The organism is Chitinophaga filiformis, from assembly GCF_023100805.1.
GTDB lineage: Bacteria > Bacteroidota > Bacteroidia > Chitinophagales > Chitinophagaceae > Chitinophaga > Chitinophaga filiformis_B.
This window is the reverse complement of record NZ_CP095855.1, coordinates 5,456,899-5,476,207: the sequence shown is the minus strand read 5'-3', so window position 1 is coordinate 5,476,207 and position 19,309 is coordinate 5,456,899. Positions and strand designations below refer to the sequence as shown.

10 protein-coding genes are annotated in these 19,309 nt (G+C 44.7%); all 10 read left to right on the top strand.

Annotated features, from left to right (window positions below; translation table 11 throughout):
* Positions 1-10 precede the first annotated feature (10 nt).
* The 10 genes from MYF79_RS21190 to MYF79_RS21145 all read left to right on the top strand — a co-directional run bounded on the left by MYF79_RS21190 (position 11) and on the right by MYF79_RS21145 (position 18,878).
* Positions 11-481 carry a hypothetical protein gene (locus MYF79_RS21190; RefSeq protein ID WP_247809841.1) on the top strand — a complete coding sequence of 157 codons (471 nt, stop codon included), beginning with the start codon at positions 11-13 and terminating at the stop codon, positions 479-481.
* A gap of 97 nt (positions 482-578) precedes the next feature.
* Positions 579-4,019: a hypothetical protein gene (locus tag MYF79_RS21185; protein ID WP_247809840.1), complete on the top strand. Its 3,441-nt coding sequence runs from the start codon at positions 579-581 to the stop codon at positions 4,017-4,019.
* Between the two features lie 67 nt (positions 4,020-4,086).
* A complete protein-coding gene (locus MYF79_RS21180) occupies positions 4,087-5,616 on the top strand; it encodes a pyocin knob domain-containing S74 family peptidase (RefSeq protein ID WP_247809839.1) in 1,530 nt (509 codons plus the stop codon).
* Positions 5,617-5,739: 123 nt separating this feature from the next.
* Positions 5,740-14,199, top strand: a complete 8,460-nt coding sequence (locus tag MYF79_RS21175) for an RHS repeat-associated core domain-containing protein (protein ID WP_247809838.1) — start codon at positions 5,740-5,742, stop codon at positions 14,197-14,199.
* A gap of 10 nt (positions 14,200-14,209) precedes the next feature.
* Positions 14,210-14,596: a hypothetical protein gene (locus MYF79_RS21170; protein ID WP_247809837.1), complete on the top strand. Its 387-nt coding sequence runs from the start codon at positions 14,210-14,212 to the stop codon at positions 14,594-14,596.
* 54 nt (positions 14,597-14,650) lie between these two features.
* Complete coding sequence (locus MYF79_RS21165) at positions 14,651-15,103, top strand: hypothetical protein (protein WP_247809836.1); 453 nt, start codon at positions 14,651-14,653, stop codon at positions 15,101-15,103.
* 259 nt (positions 15,104-15,362) lie between these two features.
* Positions 15,363-16,277 (top strand): RHS repeat domain-containing protein, encoded by a 915-nt coding sequence (locus tag MYF79_RS21160; protein WP_247809835.1) that lies wholly within the window; start codon positions 15,363-15,365, stop codon positions 16,275-16,277.
* A gap of 3 nt (positions 16,278-16,280) precedes the next feature.
* The gene (locus tag MYF79_RS21155; protein ID WP_247809834.1) at positions 16,281-17,033 is read left to right on the top strand and encodes a DUF2310 family Zn-ribbon-containing protein; all 753 of its coding nucleotides are present in this window, start codon (positions 16,281-16,283) and stop codon (positions 17,031-17,033) included.
* Positions 17,034-17,234: 201 nt separating this feature from the next.
* Complete coding sequence (locus MYF79_RS21150) at positions 17,235-18,158, top strand: RHS repeat-associated core domain-containing protein (protein WP_247809833.1); 924 nt, start codon at positions 17,235-17,237, stop codon at positions 18,156-18,158.
* Between the two features lie 9 nt (positions 18,159-18,167).
* A complete protein-coding gene (locus MYF79_RS21145; RefSeq protein ID WP_247809832.1) occupies positions 18,168-18,878 on the top strand; it encodes a hypothetical protein in 711 nt (236 codons plus the stop codon).
* Positions 18,879-19,309: the final 431 nt, after the last annotated feature.

Sequence of the window (19,309 nt, the reverse complement as noted above, 5' to 3'; positions counted from 1 at the left end):
AAATATGTTGATGAAAAGAATATTAGCGTTACTGATAGCAATGACTGGTATTACAGGTATAGCAATTGCTCAGCAGTCAGCATCTGATTCCGTCGCAATACTTGGTGATTGGAATATATATAGTATAGAGGCAGAGATCTACTCACAAAAGGATGGCGTATTAATTGAGAAAATGTCTGTTGATCCAAGGGCGGAAGTCGGCCAGTTAAAGATGGGCATTCCTGACGGTATCCGCATTACCAAAGACTCCTGTTTTCTGCGTGGGCGGGAAGCTTTTTCCGGCAGCTATGATATTGTCCGGGGCGGATTGCTTAGGATCAGGCAGATGATCAACCCGGGGCTTCCGGCAATTATGAAAACATATCAATATACAGTTGCCCCCGGATCGCTCACATTGACACCGCCCTCAGTTTATTACCAGGATGCCACAAGGGGCAAAGCGGTGAAAGTGATATACCAATGTGGGTACAGGAGAGATTAGCGCACCCTGAACAGGTGCCGGAATTATTGAATAATACATTACTTGGGATTCGATGATATTTAAAGATCGGTATACGTGGAAGGTCATCTTGTGTTGGATGATATTCTGTTTTTTATTACTGCGCAACGAAAGTGCAGATGCCCAATGCAGTCAGTGGGGAGTAAGTGCAACTGCACAAACGTCTACGTGTGCGGCAAACGGTGGGATAACTGCAACATTGACCGGTAATGGGGCGGCTTCCCTGACCAACATTCTATACAGCCTTGAACCGTTGGCAACAGGTGGATATGGTGTGCCGCAAAGTTTATCGCCGGTATTCGGAAATGTGCCGGGCGGATCATATCGGGTAGTAGTGCAGGCGGTATGTAACGGCGTGTCGGTATCTGCCAGTACAGAGATTACTGTTTCCTCTACGTATGTTCCGATGAATGTTTCAACTGAGGAGGAAAGGATGGCATTTGGTACTTGTAATACCGGGCAGGGACGCATTACTTTTTCTGGCGGAAATGCGCCTTATACAATAACGATAACCAGAAAGCCTGCGGAGTATACCGGCCGTACGGCCTTTGTAACATCAGCTGCTACTTTCGTACTGGACAGCCTGAAGCCAGGAGCGTATACTTTGACAGTATCCGACGCGTGTGCCGCTACCGCTCCGACACAGTCACTTACAGTTAGTGCGATTACATCTTTAGCCACAACAGATGTTGGATTGACCATCGAGCCTGTTCCGTCGGATTGCCGGAAACTGCGCATAAAAGATATAGGGACCTACCTCCCCGCCTTTCATAAGTACTTTTATGAAGGTACACCTTTGCAGATGAGCTGTACTGTAGGAGGAGTGTCTACTGAATATTTACCGTTGATGTCAGATCCCGGATACCTGACTTTGCCTGCGGGGACCACAATAAGTGACTTCCGTGGGGCGCCGTTGCAGATTAATTTCAAGTCGCCGTGCAACGAAATAATAACTGCCACGCTACCGCTGCCGTCCACCCGTATAACCCCGGAGATTGAAAATAATTGCAGCACTGATTTTAATCTGAGGTATAGCCTCAATGGCGCAAATATGGTGTGTTATCCGCTTTACCTTAGTCTGAAGAACAGTAATAATAGTTCATACCGTTACGATACCGTCGCCTTCAATAAGGAATCAACTTTAAGTGATACCATTAATCATCTTGTATTTGGAGATTATGAGGTTATAATTACCGGTGCGGATGGAAAGCTCGTTTCCCAGTATTATTTTTCGGCCAATGCGCCGGCGGGGGAGTCGCCATACTTTCTTACGGCAGAAGAAGGGCCTTCTGCAAGCCTGGGAAAAGAAGGTATCGCCTTGATCGCAGTACATAAAACCTCGCTTTTTTCAGCAGGGACCAGGATTGAGGTGATTAGTCCTGCTGACAAGGCATTCACGTACATAGTAGATTACAATAATAGTCCCATAGCATATCCCCTGAAAAATGGTGAGTTAGAGACATTTGGTGTGGGCAATTATCTGATAAGGGTAACAGATAACTGCGGTGCGTATGAAATTCCTATAACAATTGAGGAAAATGACGTATTCAGGTATTCGTGGAGCTATACAAGTATGCAGACATGTACCGGACTGTCAGTTATACCGACGGGACATGCTTATTATAAAGGGCAGGACCTGCCGACCTATTATCAGATTGTAGGTGGTCCTGCAGGATCAGGTAACCCGATTGTACCGGCGGGGAGTAATTTGTTGTTGTCTATTCCTGGTGCATACAGGGTTGCCGTTTCGGCTTACGAGGGTGCGGCCGTAGACTTTGGCCCGAATGGGAAGGATGTACGTTTTGATAATCCGCCACTGGCTGTGGATGTCGAGAATTCTCTTGGATGGGTTTGCCCCAGGCAGCCGGATAATTCCGGGACGATCAAGGCATTTGCCCGGAACGGTAGCACTGCCCAATCGGGTGCTTATACATTTAAACTGGCTGAGGCGGGTAAAGGAGCCACGGGACCCTATCTGGCAGTAAATAACACTGGTTATTTCAGTTCAGCTGCATCTGGTAATGCTTATAGCCTGATTGCCAACCAGCTTTATGACATCAGAGTGGAGGATGATTGTGGCGCATCAGCGGTGCAATCACTTAAAATAACAGATTTTGCTACAGCGCAGGTTGTGTCCAGCGATAAGCCTCAGTATTGTCTTGGGGAAACCGTCCGCCTTCGCACTATTAATCTTCCTACCACCGCCAAACGGGCATACTGGACAGGGCCTGATAATTTCCATGCGCAGAGCGCTGTAAATGAATTGCTGATCCCTGATTTTAAAGCTGAGATGGCAGGGGTATACAGGGTAGCCATTACTTCGGATATGTGCAGTGATTCTATTATAGGAACTGTTACAATTGGTGCTGCACCATACCTGGCTGTATGTTACAGCGCAATAACTGATACAAGCGTTAACCCATATGTTTATGGGCTCTTAGGCAGCTGGCGCCCGATGCGTTCTTACACCTATTATGGATCGCGGGCGGAGTCTGATCCGGATAAACCGACAGATATCAGGAATGACGGCGCATTTGCCAGCTTCGACGCATTCTGGCAGGTGAAAGATGGGAAGTGGGCTGCCCAAAAGCAGCAGGCATGGGTCTGGAATGCTGAGAGCACAATTTTTAATGCAAAAGGTTTTGAACTTGAGAATAAAGACCCGCTTGGCCGTTACAATTCGGGATTATATGGATACGGTGATGCCATACCGGTGGCTGTAGTACAAAATAGCCACTACCAGGAAGCCGCCTTTGAAGGGTTTGAAGATTACTTTTTTGCTGATGCGGGGTGTCAGGACGCATGTCCTGCCGGTCGTCGCTTTGACTTCACTCCCTACATGAGCAGAATAGACTCTACACAGAGACATACCGGCAGGTACAGTATCAGAGTCGCGCCAGGGGATACCGTTGGAGTTATCAGTACTGTTATGGATACTGCCGATACGCTTGGGACACCTTCTTTCAATGAGACAACTTTCACCTGTAATAATATTCCCACCACTGTGCTGAAGAGTGTGCGTGCAGATAGCGAAGTATTGTTGCCTTCTTTCGCCTTGCTCTCAGGCAAAAAGGTACTGTTCAGCGCATGGGTGAAAGAGGTACAGGATTGTCAATGCAGTTCCTATGAAAGTAACCAGGTATCACTTGCTGTAACACTTGGCGACGGAAACAGTGTGGTGCTTAAAATTAAGCCTGCCGGGGCAATTATTGACGGCTGGCAGCGATATGAACAGGTGATCGATGTACCGGCAGGTAGCTCAAAGTTCTCTGTTGTGTTACTTGCAACGGGGTCAACAACTGTCTTCTATGATGATATCCGGATTCATCCCTATAATGCCAACATGAAATCATTTATATATGATGCGAGGAATCTGCGTATGATGGCGGAGCTGGACGAGAATAATTACGCCACTTTCTTTGAATATGATGACGACGCGACATTGACCCGTGTAAAGAAGGAAACTGAAAGAGGTGTTAAAACAATTAAGGAAACAAGAAGCGCTTTAATTAAGGAGTAAACTGAGTAATCACACTCATGAGCTCCGGATTTATAAACTCATAATTGAAATTTTTTTACATAAACCTATGAACAGAAGAATGAAACGATTGCTACTATTTTTAAGCATTTCATTTGTGACAAGTCAGGTGATGGCGCAGAAGCATGTATACCAGATACGGGCTGACAGCGTACGAATATACAGCGGTTGTGATACTGCTGAACTGATCATAGAGAATAAGACAAAAGACACCCTCGGGTTTCTGTACAATAAGGGGAATGGCCGTACGGAGTTCCGTAAACTTGAGTTAAAGACTGTGGGTAGCAATGCCATCGCGATAACAGGTCAGGATACACTGCAGTTAACGCCGGAGACGTTGGCAACAGTCACTGCAAGAGGAAGTACCACTGTTAATGACATTACATTTAACAAGACGTCAGGCAATCCATCAAATGGTTTAACGTGGGTATATAACAGCGATGCATGGAGGATTTTCGTGGAGTCTGCACAGGATACTCCGCCGGGTAATATGATTTTCGAAGCAAGGGACAATGACAATGAAGGCTGGATCTTCAGGCATGACGCTACTAATACCGGCGGCGTGAAAACAGATATTTTGTCCCTTGGAAGGGATCGTTTGCAGTATAAAGGATTTGATGTGCTCCATACAGGTAATCCATCTTATTACGTAACAGGAGGTGTGTACGAAACTCCCCCGGATTGGAATACACTGGTGGGCAGCAGTTTCATTGGATCGGTGAGTATGGGGACAAATGCGCCAACGACTGATGGTGCCTGGTGGAATCTGATATCCACAAGGCACAGAAACGGCCTTACAGACGGTAATAAATACGGGATGCAGATTGCGAGCGGAATGAGCGGTACTTATCTCGGGAGGGTATATTTCCGTAATCAGAGTAATGGGACATGGACCAGTTGGAAAGAATTCTGGCATTCCGGCAATGTTACCTTCGGCACCAAAGGAGCAGGGGTGGCATTGAAAACGGAAGCAGATGGCAGATTGGGCCTGGAAACCTGGATCAGGGTCGGAAATTTAACCGGATTGACTACCCCTGATGGCACAGCACTTTATCATAACGGTCCTTCCTGCTGGGTACTCAAAAGTACAACAGGAACAACCGTCACATACCTCGATTTTAAAACTTCAGACGCTGTAAGCCGGGGTAGTGTATATGCTGCAAACGACAACACCATCGGATTTACAGGCGGTTCCGGTACCAACTGGCGACTGAAGACAGATGCCAGCGGTAATGCTATAGTAACCGGTCAGGTCACAGCCACAGGATTTGTTCAGTCCTCACTGAGAAGTCTTAAAAAAGACATTCAGCCTTTCACAACCAATGCGACCGGCATTCTCAATAATGCACAGGTACGCACTTTCATCTTCAAGGCAGACACGGCAAACATCAGGCATATTGGTTTTATTGCAGATGAACTCCCGGAAGAGATGGCTGCACCCGAACATAAAGGTGTTGATGAAGCCAATACGGTAGCGCTGCTGGTAAAGGCATTGCAGGAGATGAATGCGAGGGTCGAGGCATTGGAAAAAGAAGTGCAGCGACTGAAAAACGAAAAGGCTGCTGGCAAGCAAAAATAATCAGACGAATTTCTTTGAAGCAGATGTATGGGGCGAATAATGAAACAGTTGCAGCTGCTCTCTGGTATCCCATTCACCGCGTATCTGACTGCAGAAGAAAAAGAATTAGCGTATCCCGGAACTATGAATTATAAGAGGCGAATTACAACCATTCTGAAAGCAATATTGTTCCTGTTACTGGCAGCTTTGCCACAGTTAGCCCGTGCGCAGGCCGGTGGCCACCTTACCCTTAAACGCATATTGGACGGCGCAAAAGGACAGCTGACAGTTGACTCGGCAACTACTGTGTCAGATTCAGTTTATTTTAATACTGCACTGGCAGGCAGGCTTGATACGCCTTACCAGGTAAAGAACATTATTACATTCAGTATAAATGAATACGCAACATTGCCCTTGCCGGATTCTTTCCGTGCAACCGCGACCCTGCGTATTTATTATACTCTTGCTGATCTTTCAATAGATTCTGTTGATCAACAGCTTTCTGTTAACTATGATACCGCGGGTACTTATACCATGCGCAGTAGTTTCGTGTTCAATGGATCTCACAGGGTGAAGGTAAAAGTATTGGGTATAATCTCCACGGTACAGGCGAATATTATTCCCGCATTGCTGGTATTGAATGAGATGGAAGTTTATCCGGTATATAAATTATCCTGTAAGGCAAATGCTGTGAAATATATTTATGGCAATCCCGCTAAAGCAGATACTACCAATGAACTGGAGGTAAACTGGCCTGTGATGACTGGGGCGGATGTCTATGACCTTGAGTGGGCATATATTGACCAGAGTGCCCTTTCCTTGGGGCGTTACGGTAACCCTTCCAGCCCCGACCCCGCCCTTATATTTGAAAATAACACCACCCGTGTAACTATCGGTGGTAATACTTATAGTATCCCGCTTTTGTATGATGACGCCGGTACGCTTTATTGCCGGGTAAGAGGTGTACAGGAGAAGGTAGGTTATCAGCGGATAGAAACAGCCTGGAGTTCTGACACCACAACAGGTCTGGGCGCTTATCAGTTTGGCGGACATGAGCCAACACTGAACTGGCAATCTACTATTTCTTTTGCTGAAGATGGAAAGCGGAAAGTAGTGGTGCAGTACTACGACGGAAGCCTGAGGGGGCGTCAGACGGTAACGAAAGACAATACCACGAATACAGTGGTAGCTGCTGAAACATTCTATGATTATCAGGGACGCCCTGCCATACAGGTGTTGCCGGCTCCTACGCTGAATACGGTGCTGCAATACGCACATAATCTGAACGCTGCTATAAATGGGGCAGAATACGACAAAAGCTATTATGACTCACTGGCTGCTCCGGAAAACTACCTGACAGCTGCCGCGGCGCCGATGAGCACATCTTCTGGTACTAACCAGTATTACTCGCCTGCTAACCCTGAGAAAAATATTGGCTTCAACCAGTTCATCCCTGACGGAGAAGGTTATGCTTATACTGAAACTGAATATACGGCCGATAATACAGGAAGGATACTGCGTCAGGGCGGCGTAGGACAGGCTTTTAAATTGGGCAGTGGCCACGAGACAAAGTACACATATAATACTGCTGCTAAAGAAGACCTTTATGCGCTGTTTGGTACAGAGGTGGGTGACAATACACATTACTTCAAAAACACAGTGACTGACGGGAATGGACAGACCTCTGTATCATATGTTGATATGCATGGTCGTACTATCGCCACAGCCCTGGCTGGAGCTCCTGAAAACAGGGGACTGGAAGACCTGCCATCCAGGGACAGCCTGTCTGTTACTGATTCACTTTCCGGCCCTGGACAGAATACGATTACGGATATGAGGATCAGCAGCCGGCATTCCCAGTTTGTATCGGAAAGTGGCTATTTCGCATTTACCTATCAGTTGACTCCTCCTGTATTGCAGAAGAAAGATTGTAATGGCAATAATATCTGCTACACAGGACTGTACGATCTGGAGATCCGCATCACTGACGATGCGTTCAATCAGCGCTTTGATGATAAGAAGCCATTTGAAAAAATTGTAAAGGCCAGGTTGGATAGTATCAGTGTGGACTGTAATCAGATACCTAAACCAATAGATGTCACCTTTGATGTTTATCTGAAAAAAGGAAGTTATGATTTCACGAAAACGCTGACAATTAACAAAGCGGCAATGGATTACTACAGGGACAGTGTTTTACTGAAGAGCAGTGTGTGCAAGAGTTACGATACCGTCCTGCAGCAGCAACTGACCCGCATGCGTAGTGTCCAGTGTGTGCCGGATTGTGCCGGATGTCTGGCAAGCCTTGGCGACTGGGAACCTTACCGCGACAGGTATATGTCGGAAAATGCTTATCCTGTAGCGGACACGGCTTCCTATCGTAGCGAGGCACTGGCTGCATACAACAACGCCCTGAATGCCTGTACTATTCTTTGCGGTTCCGGTACCGAAACAGACGCCATGAGAGATGCTATGCTGATGGATATGATAGCGCCTTCAGGTCAGTATGCGATTCCCAGCGATACCGCCTACAAATATTCAGTATTCTACCTGGACCTCAGCGATACGACGTATGCTTATATGGATACTGCCATCCATTATCTTGATGAAGCCGGAAGACCGGATAAAGTATACGATGAAGGCAGTGGGCGGTTTGTAGATCCGCAGGAGCTGCGACCCGCCGATTTTGCAGCAGCATTCAAAACCTCCTGGGCGCCGGCTTTGCTGCATCTGCATCCGGAGTATTGTAAGCTGTTGGAAAAGAGTAAATACCGTAGCAGCGAGGAATGGAGCAGTGATTTTGAGTCTGTTGATTCTTATGCAGAGGCCAGGAGCAAAGGTTATCTGAATCCGACGAATATGGACGGGATCCCGTTTCCTGGAACCAATACAGATCCCTTGTCCGCTAAATTCAAATCAGCGCTGGAATCCCGTTTGAAGAACTGTAATGGTTCGGGTTACACGATGTGGAGCGTCGCGGCCACCTCTATCAAATGCACAACGATCGATAAGAACTGTGTAAATCAATACAATTCACCAGTCCTGGCCTTTGACGAAAGTAAAATGTGCGAGGGGGACCTGAATATGGCATGGCGTAGTTTCCGCAGTATGTACCTGGCCGCTAAACGTACCGTGTTGGACGATTACCTGAACTCGATCAATTGCGGTGCAAAGGTAAATGATCTTTTGAGTGCCGGAAAACAGCTCCGTTTTACATCCAGCAGTGAACAGCTTGCAAATGCCGGTTTCGGTAATATGGTGGGGGCTCCGGAGGAGAAAGCGATGAGAGATTCTGCTACTGCAATGGAGAGCCGTACCTACGATGAAAACTGCCGTGCCTATGTTTCCTATTGGGCAGAGCAGTTGTCAGGCTGTTACAGCCAGTCTGCGATCGACAACGAGATCGTCCCGAAATTGCTGGAGGTTTGTAAGGAGGGGGCAGACCGCGATCACCCTAATGGTTCCAGTACTATAAGGCCAGGCAGTATCTATCAGTATCACAGTTTTGAAGAAGTAATAAACGAATATAACCTTCAGCATGGTATTGCAAAGAACATGAGCTGTAATGCGGATGTCATTACGATGCCCAAACCATATGATCGTCAGGTAAGTTATGGCGATCAGCCAGCTTATTCCCGACCTACTGATTGTCAATGTGACAAGTTAGCAGAACTGCGGCGGGAATATACATCACTGAAACAGCCTTCCGAAACCTTTTCGGCTTACCTGAGCCGCAAGCGAGGTGTAACCATCAGCCAGGCAGACCTGGATATGCTGGAATCGGCCTGCAGCAGTCCTGCCAACAGTAGTTGCAGCTGGTTGCCTGAGCAGATTAGTATTCCGGCGTTGCTGCAATGTAATGTGGCCCCGGCCTGTGCTACCTGTGAGGACGTGAATCGTTTATTCACCTCGTTTGTAGCAACATATGGCATTCAGCCTGAGATAGTAACAGACGATAGCCTGCAGGACAGGAAGAATGAATTCTTTGCCGCCTATATGAATAACCGTCTTGGATTTGATAAGCAGGCATGGGAATACCTGTCTTTCCTGCAGGACAGTTGTACAAAAGGGACGGGCGATAGCTATACTGTATGCAAACCTGCCAGGGCAGGTACAAATGCTCAGGCCAGTACGTATTCTAATGGTGGTGATGATGACATTAAGGACATTGTCCGCAGTAGAGATGGTGGGTACCTGCTGGCGGGATCGACCAAAGGATGTAGCGCCGGCCAGGAAGATGCTTATCTGATCAAAACAGATGCAACAGGTACTTTCCTGTGGGCTAAGACTTACGGCGCAGAAAATCATGAGGAGTTTAGACGTATAAGACAGACCGCAGATGGCGGATATATAGCTATAGGGTCTACCAATTCATATTGCTATGATGCAGGTGCCTTGATGGTGGCTAAACTGGACAGCCTGGGGGGTGTGGAGTGGAACAAGGCCATGACAATGGGCCGTAGTAATTATGAAGGTAAAGGTTATGATATCATCCAGACGAGTGAAGGAGATTATGCATTTGCCGGATTGAGTGTATCACAGGGTAATCCGCTTGAATGGGTGACCGGGGTGCTGAGCAATGATGGTACACTGAAATGGTCAAAGATCATTGCCTCTCCGGAGAAAAAAGAAGCGATCACACTGCTGGAGAACGGAGATACATTAGTCATAGCGACCTCAATGAGTGCAGCAGGGGCTAATTATGATGCGGTTGTTATGAAACAAGGTAAGTCTGCCGGTGAAATATTGAATATAAGCGGCTACGGTATCAATGGTAGCGACAATGTTGCGGGTGGCATCGTTAAGACATCTTCAGGTTATAAACTATTGGGAGATCGTTCAGGTGTGCTCTTAGACATTACAGGGGACGGGTCAGTGCTGTCTGCACGGAAGATCGATCTTCCCGGGAGCGGAGAAGTTGATGTGTTTAGTGGCATCGCCGCTGCAGACGGAGGCTTCCTGGCGGCACAAACTGTCCCTGCCGGTTCATCCAGGGATGTATACCTGCACAAGATCAATGCGAATAATGGTATCCTGTGGTCAAGCCATGTACGGATGGATGGAGCTGATTACATCCGCAACATTACGGAGAACCCCGACGGCACTATTGCCGGAGCCGGAATCCTGAATAACCGGGCTTTGTTAATGATTGCTACTGCCGGAGGTAAGACAGGTTGTAAAGACACTATTGAGGATATCAGGACCAACGATATCTATGCATCTGTTGTTCGTAAGGCAATCAGCACGCCGAATATGACTGATCTTAACGAAAGCTGGATCAGTGCTGTTGCGCTGGCAGAAAAGTCATGCACACCCGTGAGAAGCCAGGCTGGATGTCCGGGGCTTGACAGCTGTTATGTGGTAAATGGGCTGCCCTTATTGTGTGGCAACCTGGGGGTATTCCCGACGGTGAAGATCGACGAGACTACCGCTTGTTCAGACAGCACCTTCTTTGCGGAAAGTGCTGCAAGGGTAATATATAATACCTATGCGGACTCCATAAAAACTGATTTTGATGCCGACTACATGCGTACAATGCTTAGAGCGGCATCACTGGAGAAGTTTGCCGTGAGATACTCGCTTAGCGAATATCATTACACCTTGTATTATTATGATCAGGCCGGAAATCTTGTGAAGACCATTCCGCCGGCGGGGGTAGTGAAGAACCGCAGACAGTCCTGGGTAGACAGTGTGGAAGTGGCGAAGGCTGCAGGTGTGAGACTGGTTCCTGCTCATACAATGGCAACGGAGTACCGGTATAACACTTTGAATGGCGTTGTAGCCCAAAAGACACCGGACGCAGGCAAGTCGGCGTTCTGGTATGACAGGCTGGGCAGATTGGTAGTATCACAGAACTCAAAACAGCAACCATTCAATAACTACAGTTATACCAGTTATGATGATCTCGGAAGAATAACAGAAGTCGGGGAATTGTCTTCCGGTACTGTAATGACGGATGTCATCAGCCGTGACCAGGCGAACTTCGCCAACTGGTTCAATAGCGTGTCGAACAGCCGCAGCGAGATCACAAAGACGACTTATGACCTCGCGTATCCGTTCTTTACTGCGAATGATTTTGCGGCGCGTAACCTTCGTAACCGGGTATCCTGGTCGGCGTTATATAAAGATGCGGCTGCAGTAAATGGTGGTGATCATAGCACTGCTACCTTCTATACATATGACGTTCTCGGAAATGTCGATACCCTCCTGCAGGACTATAAAGAAGGGAAAATGGAGATCGCTGGTCACCGTTTCAAGCGGACGGCATATAACTATGATTTAATTAGCGGTAAGGTAAATGAGGTAGCTTATCAGCCGGGCGCACCTGATGCGTTTTATCACCGGTATAATTATGATGCGGAGAACAGGCTGACAAGTGTGGAAACCAGCCAGGATAGGGTGTATTGGGAGAAAGATGCCTTCTACCAGTATTATAAGCATGGTCCGCTGGCCCGTACGGTGATCGGTCAGCAACAGGTCCAGGGCATTGATTACGCGTATACTTTGCAGGGTTGGTTGAAGGGTGTAAACAGTACTGCGCTGACTTCAGAAAGTGACCAGGGAGCTGATGGAAAGGCGGGTTCTGTGGTACCCGGAGATGCATTTGGTTTCGCATTGAATTATTACAGTACTGATTATAAGCCAATTAATGGCAATAAAGTGCCTTTTGCAGCCACGGCAGGCGACTTTAAACCCCTGTATAATGGTAATATTGGTGCTATTAGTCAGTCAATAGCAGGTTTGGGTGATCCACTCCTGTATAATTACAGATATGACGCTCTGAACCGTATAAAAGGAATGCAGGCTTACAAGGGCCTGAACACGGCGACAAATGCCTGGACACCTGTAGCGTTGGAAGACTTCAAAGAGTCTGTCAGCTATGATCCTAATGGTAACATTCTTAAGTACAACCGTAATGGTAATCAGACTTTTGCGAATAAGCCACTGGGTATGGACAGTCTTACCTATGCATATCGCCCTGGCACAAACAAGCTGGATTACGTTGATGATGCTGTAAATGTTGCTAATTATGAGAGTGATATTGATAAACAGTTGCCTGGCAACTATGCATATGACAGCATCGGTAATCTCGTAAAAGATGTTACCGGCAAGATTGAGAAAATTGACTGGACATTATATGGTAAAATTGCTAATATTGTAAAATCGGGCAATGATACGATCCATTACAGTTATGATGTGAGCGGTAATCGTATCAGTAAGACTGTTCATGATACAACGACCTGGTATGTACGGGATGCTACAGGAAATGTAATGAGCGTTTATACGCTTACGCCTGATGGCAATGTCCGGCTCTCAGAAAGCCATTTGTATGGTAGTAATAGATTAGGAGTTTTAAGGCCGGAGCTGGAGTTGAACGCAGGGGCCTTAAGTACAGTCTCTTTACCGGGTCTGGGCTCCGGAGAAATAGCCAGTTTTATACGCGGCAAGAAGGTCTTTGAGTTAAGTAATCATTTGGGTAATGTACTTGCTACGGTGTCTGATAAGAAAGTGCTGGCTGGACAAGGGGCGAGCCTGCGATATGATGTTGATTTGCTTTCGGCGAATGAGTATTATCCGTTTGGTATGCAGATGCCAGGTAGGGGGTATAATGCGGGTGGCTATCGTTATGGGTTTAATGGGAAGGAGAATGATAATGAGGTGAAGGGAGAAGGGAATCAGCAGGATTATGGGATGCGGGTGTATGACCCGAGGTTAGGGAAGTTTTTGAGTGTGGATCCTATTGCAAAAAAGTATCCCGAACTTACGCCATACCAGTTCTCTAGTAACAGTCCTTTAAAAAATATCGATATTGATGGACTGGAAGGTGGTGATGCAAATTCAATATGGGACTTGATAAAGGCAAGAATAGGTATTAGCTTTCATCAGCCACAAACCGCGGAGCAAGCGATTGAAAGAGTGGAAGCAAGTGCAAAAGCAGACGCTATATTGGAAGCAGTGGACAAGACCGCTGATGCATATGAGACAACATTCGGTGTAATTCCAGGGTATACGGCCGGGATGCAATATATGAGAGGGAATTACGCAATGGCATCTTTAAGTTTAGGTCTTGACGTTTTCGGTGGTGAAATTCTTCGCGAGGCAGGTTCTCTTACTAAAGGTGCAATTGGCATCATGGGGAAAAAAAGCGCAGGAAAGTTGAGCATGTCATTGGCGAGTGAAACGTTTTCTGAGGGGATGAGAGCGGCAGGTGCTAACAGCAACTCGCAATTTAGAGGATTAGCGTTGGGTGTGCGCGAATTCTTAGATGATTTTGCAGCGGAGAGAGGTCTTTCAACGTGGAAGGATTGGGGAATTACTACAATGCAAGGCTACGAGGACCGCTTCTTACAGGAAGCGACTAAGGCGCCATCAATTCATTTTAATTTGTCTTTTTTCCACAAATGGCAGGGCCAAATAGTTGAAATGGACGCAAAAAAGTTATTTAAAATGAAGAAAAGTATAAACTTCAGGTTGCCAGGAGGAGGGACCATAACCCAATGGGAACTGCAAACAGTCCTAAGAAACGACGCGTTAAGGACTAAGACATCTTTTTACCATATGGGAGAAGATATAACGAAAAAAGTAAATTTAAGATTAGGGCTATAAAATACTGAGTATGATTATATTCGAATCTACTTCTACCTTCAATATTTGCGATTTTGTAAGAGACTCTATGGTATTACTATTAAGGGGGGGAGCCGTAGCTAATAAAAAATTTAAGTATGTCGATATCAAATTTGTTGATGTTGTCTATCTGGATATTCCTACCTGCTTGCGTGGAATAACAATAAAAGAACTGCCACAAGGAACGGGAGATTTTTTTTCACTTCAATTCCAGGAACAGAAACAAGGGAGTAAAGGGTTTGTTATTGAGTCCGAGGGTATTGAATATGTGATTATAGGGTCGACATTATCTGCCTATTACGTAAATACTACACCATCATCGTCCAGTATAAGAGCTGAGTTAAAACCATCTAGAATTCAACCGATAGTAACTGTATGATGAACAAGATTCTTGAGAAAATGGATACAGAGATGTATTACGCCTTCCGAATCTATGGCAGTTGTATCGATTCAATTCATCAGTCTTAGGAAATTAAACGAAGAAGTTATGCTAATTTATGAATCAGAACAAAAATTTGAATTGTGGGATTATATGGATGGGCATCGAGTACTTGTTCTTAGAGGAGAGAGTGATATCCCCGATACTTTTAAATACATAGAAATTGAATTTCTTGATGTTTTCTATTTAAATATCCCTACTTCACTAGCTGGTATTTCTGTTAGTAAAATGTCTGACATTGAGATTCAGAAGCTGCGTATAGGTTTTCATAAGAAAAGCGTATATAACAACTTCTTTATTATTCAATCAGGGGAAAAACAATTTGTGGTAGGTGCGATGAGTGTATCGGCATACTACACCAAGGCAGAGGGGGCTTTATCAAGTATTAGGCAGAATATAAATATGTCTGACTTGAAGATTATTGCAAGTTCGGTGGACATTAGATAAAATGAGTAATGCTTGAAATAATTCGCTTCGCCAGGCATTCGCAATAAAGAAGGAACATATTTAAAGGCAGATCTACTAATTTAATATTGATTACGGTGGAGTAAGGAGTCTGGCAATTAAAGCTGATTTGTGACGGTTAAAGCTATAAAGACCAATGGGTTGACTATATGAATGTCCGGTTGATAATTTGATGAAATGAATCAGCTCCGCTATTCTTGGAGTTCCTTTTATTATATTTTATGCCTCATTCATAGCCGTATTGACTGTACTTTTAGATAGTTATCGCTATGGGTTTAATGGGAAGGAGAATGATAATGAGGTGAAGGGTGAGGGGAATCAGCAGGATTATGGATTTAGAATCTATGATCCGAGGCTGGGGAGGTTTTTGAGTGTGGATCCTCTTACTAGCAAGTATGCTATGTTAACACCTTATCAGTTTGCAAGTAATAATCCAATTCAATTAATTGATTTGGATGGATTAGAGGGATGGCTTGCGTTGCCTTGGGAGTGGGCTAATACGTTAAAAGTGCCTAATACAGTAACGATTCCTTACACTCCACCACCTACAATTCCATTGCCGCCCATAGTAATGCCTCAAAGCCCTACCGCGCCTACTACTCCTATTTCGGGTTTGCGGGCACCGGAAGGTATGCCAATAGACTTGTCTGATCCAGGTGTTGTGAGCATTCCTGAAGCTAACATTGAATATCTAGTTAACCGAGGGCAACCTTTTGGCAGGGTTAATGCTACGCCATATAGGGAAGGTGAGTATGATAAGCCTGAAGAAGGTGAGACTCCGTATACAGGAGAGTATAAAACGAAAAAGTCAGGAAAGGAACTGCAGGGGCAAAAACAGAAAGATGATATTCCCGACTGGGTTGAAGGCTACCGACCGAGGGCCAATGAGGACGGTAAAGCGTTTGCAAAAAGGTTAATGAATAGGAAATATGGAAAAGGCAATTGGGAAGGAGGAGCTGGATCAGAGGCTAGCAAAATACAAAAATACGGCAACCATCATTTCAAGACTGTAGTACCTCTTTCTCCTTCCAGGTACAGGGACCTCAGAATGAAGGCCGAGGAATATAATAAGGCGTTAAAGGAGTGGGAGAAGGAACAGGCTGAAATAATGACCAGAGAAATGGAGAAAAAGTTAAAGGAAAATAAAACAACGTAAATTATGGTGACTTGTGAACTATCCTTCAAGGGAAAGCTCCTGAAAGATGAAAAGGAATCTTTTTTGGAAGATGCTTCCACCTTTATAAGTATCCTAAAACGGAACGGCCAGATTTCGCTTAGCAACGACGTATATATTTTTCAAAATGATGCTGTAAAGCTGTATGCATACACGCCTTCTATTCGGTCATTATTGACTGAGTATAACAACAAGTATGTGAATAATTGGCTTACTAGGTTAGGCGAAGGTTATGGATTAAGCTTTTCATTCAAAGTGTTGTCAGACGGTGAAGAGCCTATATATGACTTTTCAAAATCGACCGCATTTATTCTCTATTGGGGAGGTCAATCACCTTTACGATCTTTTAACAGTTTTGAATCCATTCCCTTGTACGAGTTCCCGTATACTTATACAGATGGTGAGTCATATAACGATATCAATTTTTGGGAAGATAATTATGGTGCAATTTATGGCACTTGGCGGCGCGGAGATATAGAGGAGGAAAGATTTTATAGTTATCTTTCTTCAGTCGATAGTCCCTTATCAAAACAAGGGTTGGAAATTTGTAAGAAAATTGAGAAGTTGACGGGGAAGAAGTGTTATTTCTATCTTTTTAATGATAGAAATAATCGGGTTGATGAAAAATGTCCGTGTTGCGATGGTGACTGGAAGCTCCCGGAAAAAATGTTTGGAGAGTTTGATTTACTTTGCGATGATTGCCGCATTATATCCAACACAAAAGTTGGTGATGAGTAGAATAATTGAAATGTAGGCGACTATTTGAAGTATTGGTAATATTTTTAGGATGTAATGGTTCCAATTGGTCCGAACGTTCGATAAAATGCTAAACAGCTGGACGAGATTTTCGCCAGCTGTTTTTGTTGGTAGCCCCCATAATGGAACGTAAAAATAAGAGGTTATCGCTATGGGTTTAATGGGAAGGAGAATGATAATGAGGTGAAGGGTGAAGGGAATCAGCAGGATTATGGGATGCGGGTGTATGATCCGAGAGTGGGGAGGTTCTTGTCGGTAGACCCGTTGACGAAGAGTTATCCTTGGTATACACCGTATCAATTTGCTGGAAATAAACCGGTTTGGGCAACCGATCTTGATGGATCAGAAGAACGGTATTTCCAAATAGATATCGAGTATGGTGAGAATAATAAGCTTGTTAATTCAACGTTTTATGAAATGGAATCCTTAAGGTCGGGGAGGCATTTTTATAGTGGCATGAATGGAATTCACACATATTACAATGAAGTTGGCAAGTACGGAATTGGTGACCAATACACTATAAATTTAACTAGAAAATTAACAGATGGGGCGCTTGTAAGAAAGACTTTAACCGTATTTATTCCTCGAGAGCCCAACTGGATGGATAAGGCGGCTGACTTCTTCTCTCCCCATAAAAGCCCGGAGCGTGAAGGTGGTATAATGTTTACATCATCAGCAAAAGCAGATGGCATTCCAGGGGCAAGTTCTCAGAGTCAATTTGAGCCATCTGCAAAGCGTGTGGACGGGAGTATGGAGTCTGCAGATGGTATTGCAGATGGCCTTGGAATGACAGGGAATGCATTTGAGGTACGAGATATCGGAACAATAAGGAAGGGACTTATAGAGTTAATTGGCAAGGGATCCAATTTAGGGAAGCTGGAAGCTGGACTTGAAATGTTCAAGAGGTATATAAGCAAATATGATCTCGGCAATAAAGGAATAGGATTTGTTGAAGTAGTTATTCCAAAAGATGTTAAAAAATCAGATACTTATTGTGAGAGTTGTGGGGGAGTATTTAGAGATAGCTCAAATACTTGGGTTCCGTCTTCAGGCGTGCCCGAAGATACAATTGAAAGACATGACCTTCCGCCAAGTGAATATAGATAAATAATTGATATGGAAAATTGTAAAAAAATGCTTTTTCTGCTTTCTATTTTCTTCCAGTTGTCTTGTCAAAGTAACAACAAGGCGACTCTACCGATAAAGGAATTTTTCATACCTCAAGGGTATGGTGGTATGATACTTTTTGAAGCTTCTTATAAAGGTAATAGTGAAAACATAATATCCTTCAATACTATTATTGAAAAGAAGCTTAGTGGACAGGTTGTTACAATGTCACGTGATGCCATTATTGGTATTATATCCTTTCGTAACGGAGCCGTGTGGGGTGAGGAACTCTCAACCTATGCAGATGGAAGTTTGAAAAAATATGCATTTAGGAACAGCGCTCGAAATGTCGCATTTTATAGAAAGTACGACAGTCTACATCACCTCATTGGGGAACATGGTACGCCCTGTGTTGGACATTTTGCGCGTGAATACTCTAACGGCGATAGTCTACGTTCAGACATCTTATTTGCAGACAGAGTTTTTGAAGATATGCAAATTGAGCTCTCAACTGATGGAATTTCTTATAAGCGAATTGATACTTATAATGATGATGAATATGCCCCTTATAAAGTATATAGATACAAGTCTTCTTTGGGAGATCGACGTAATGCCAAATTGTATATTAGGATGAGTTGTATTGATTCTAATATCAAAAAAAGAGTAATATTTAATGAAATCGTACCGCTGATAGCCGTAGATACGGTCCGTAAAAAATAGAATTTTATAGTAGCTAGATGCAATTAGTTCGCGAAGTCAGATAATAGTCTAGAAGATTTATTTTGAAGAAGTGGTTGTCTCACATACTGAGACAACCACTTCTTTGTTTGCGCTCGGCATGGGTGCAAACTCTAGCGTGAAAATCCCGAACGCACCTTGATAGTGGGATGCGTTAACCTAAGGCAAGGGTGTCCTCCGTGAGGAGGAATGTGAAGGAAGCTAGCGGTAAATCTTCGGCCTGACGAATAGGAAGCAGATGTGGCAATTACTTGTGGGTGAGTTTGCGTAACAAAACAAAGCCCAAAACTATCCGAAACAAGTAACTGGCGTATACATGAAATGAGAAACTATATATTGGAACCTGTTCTTTGAAAAAAAAAGTGCAGGTGATCTGTAGAAGGGAAGTTGCGTAGGCGGTTACCGCTATGGGT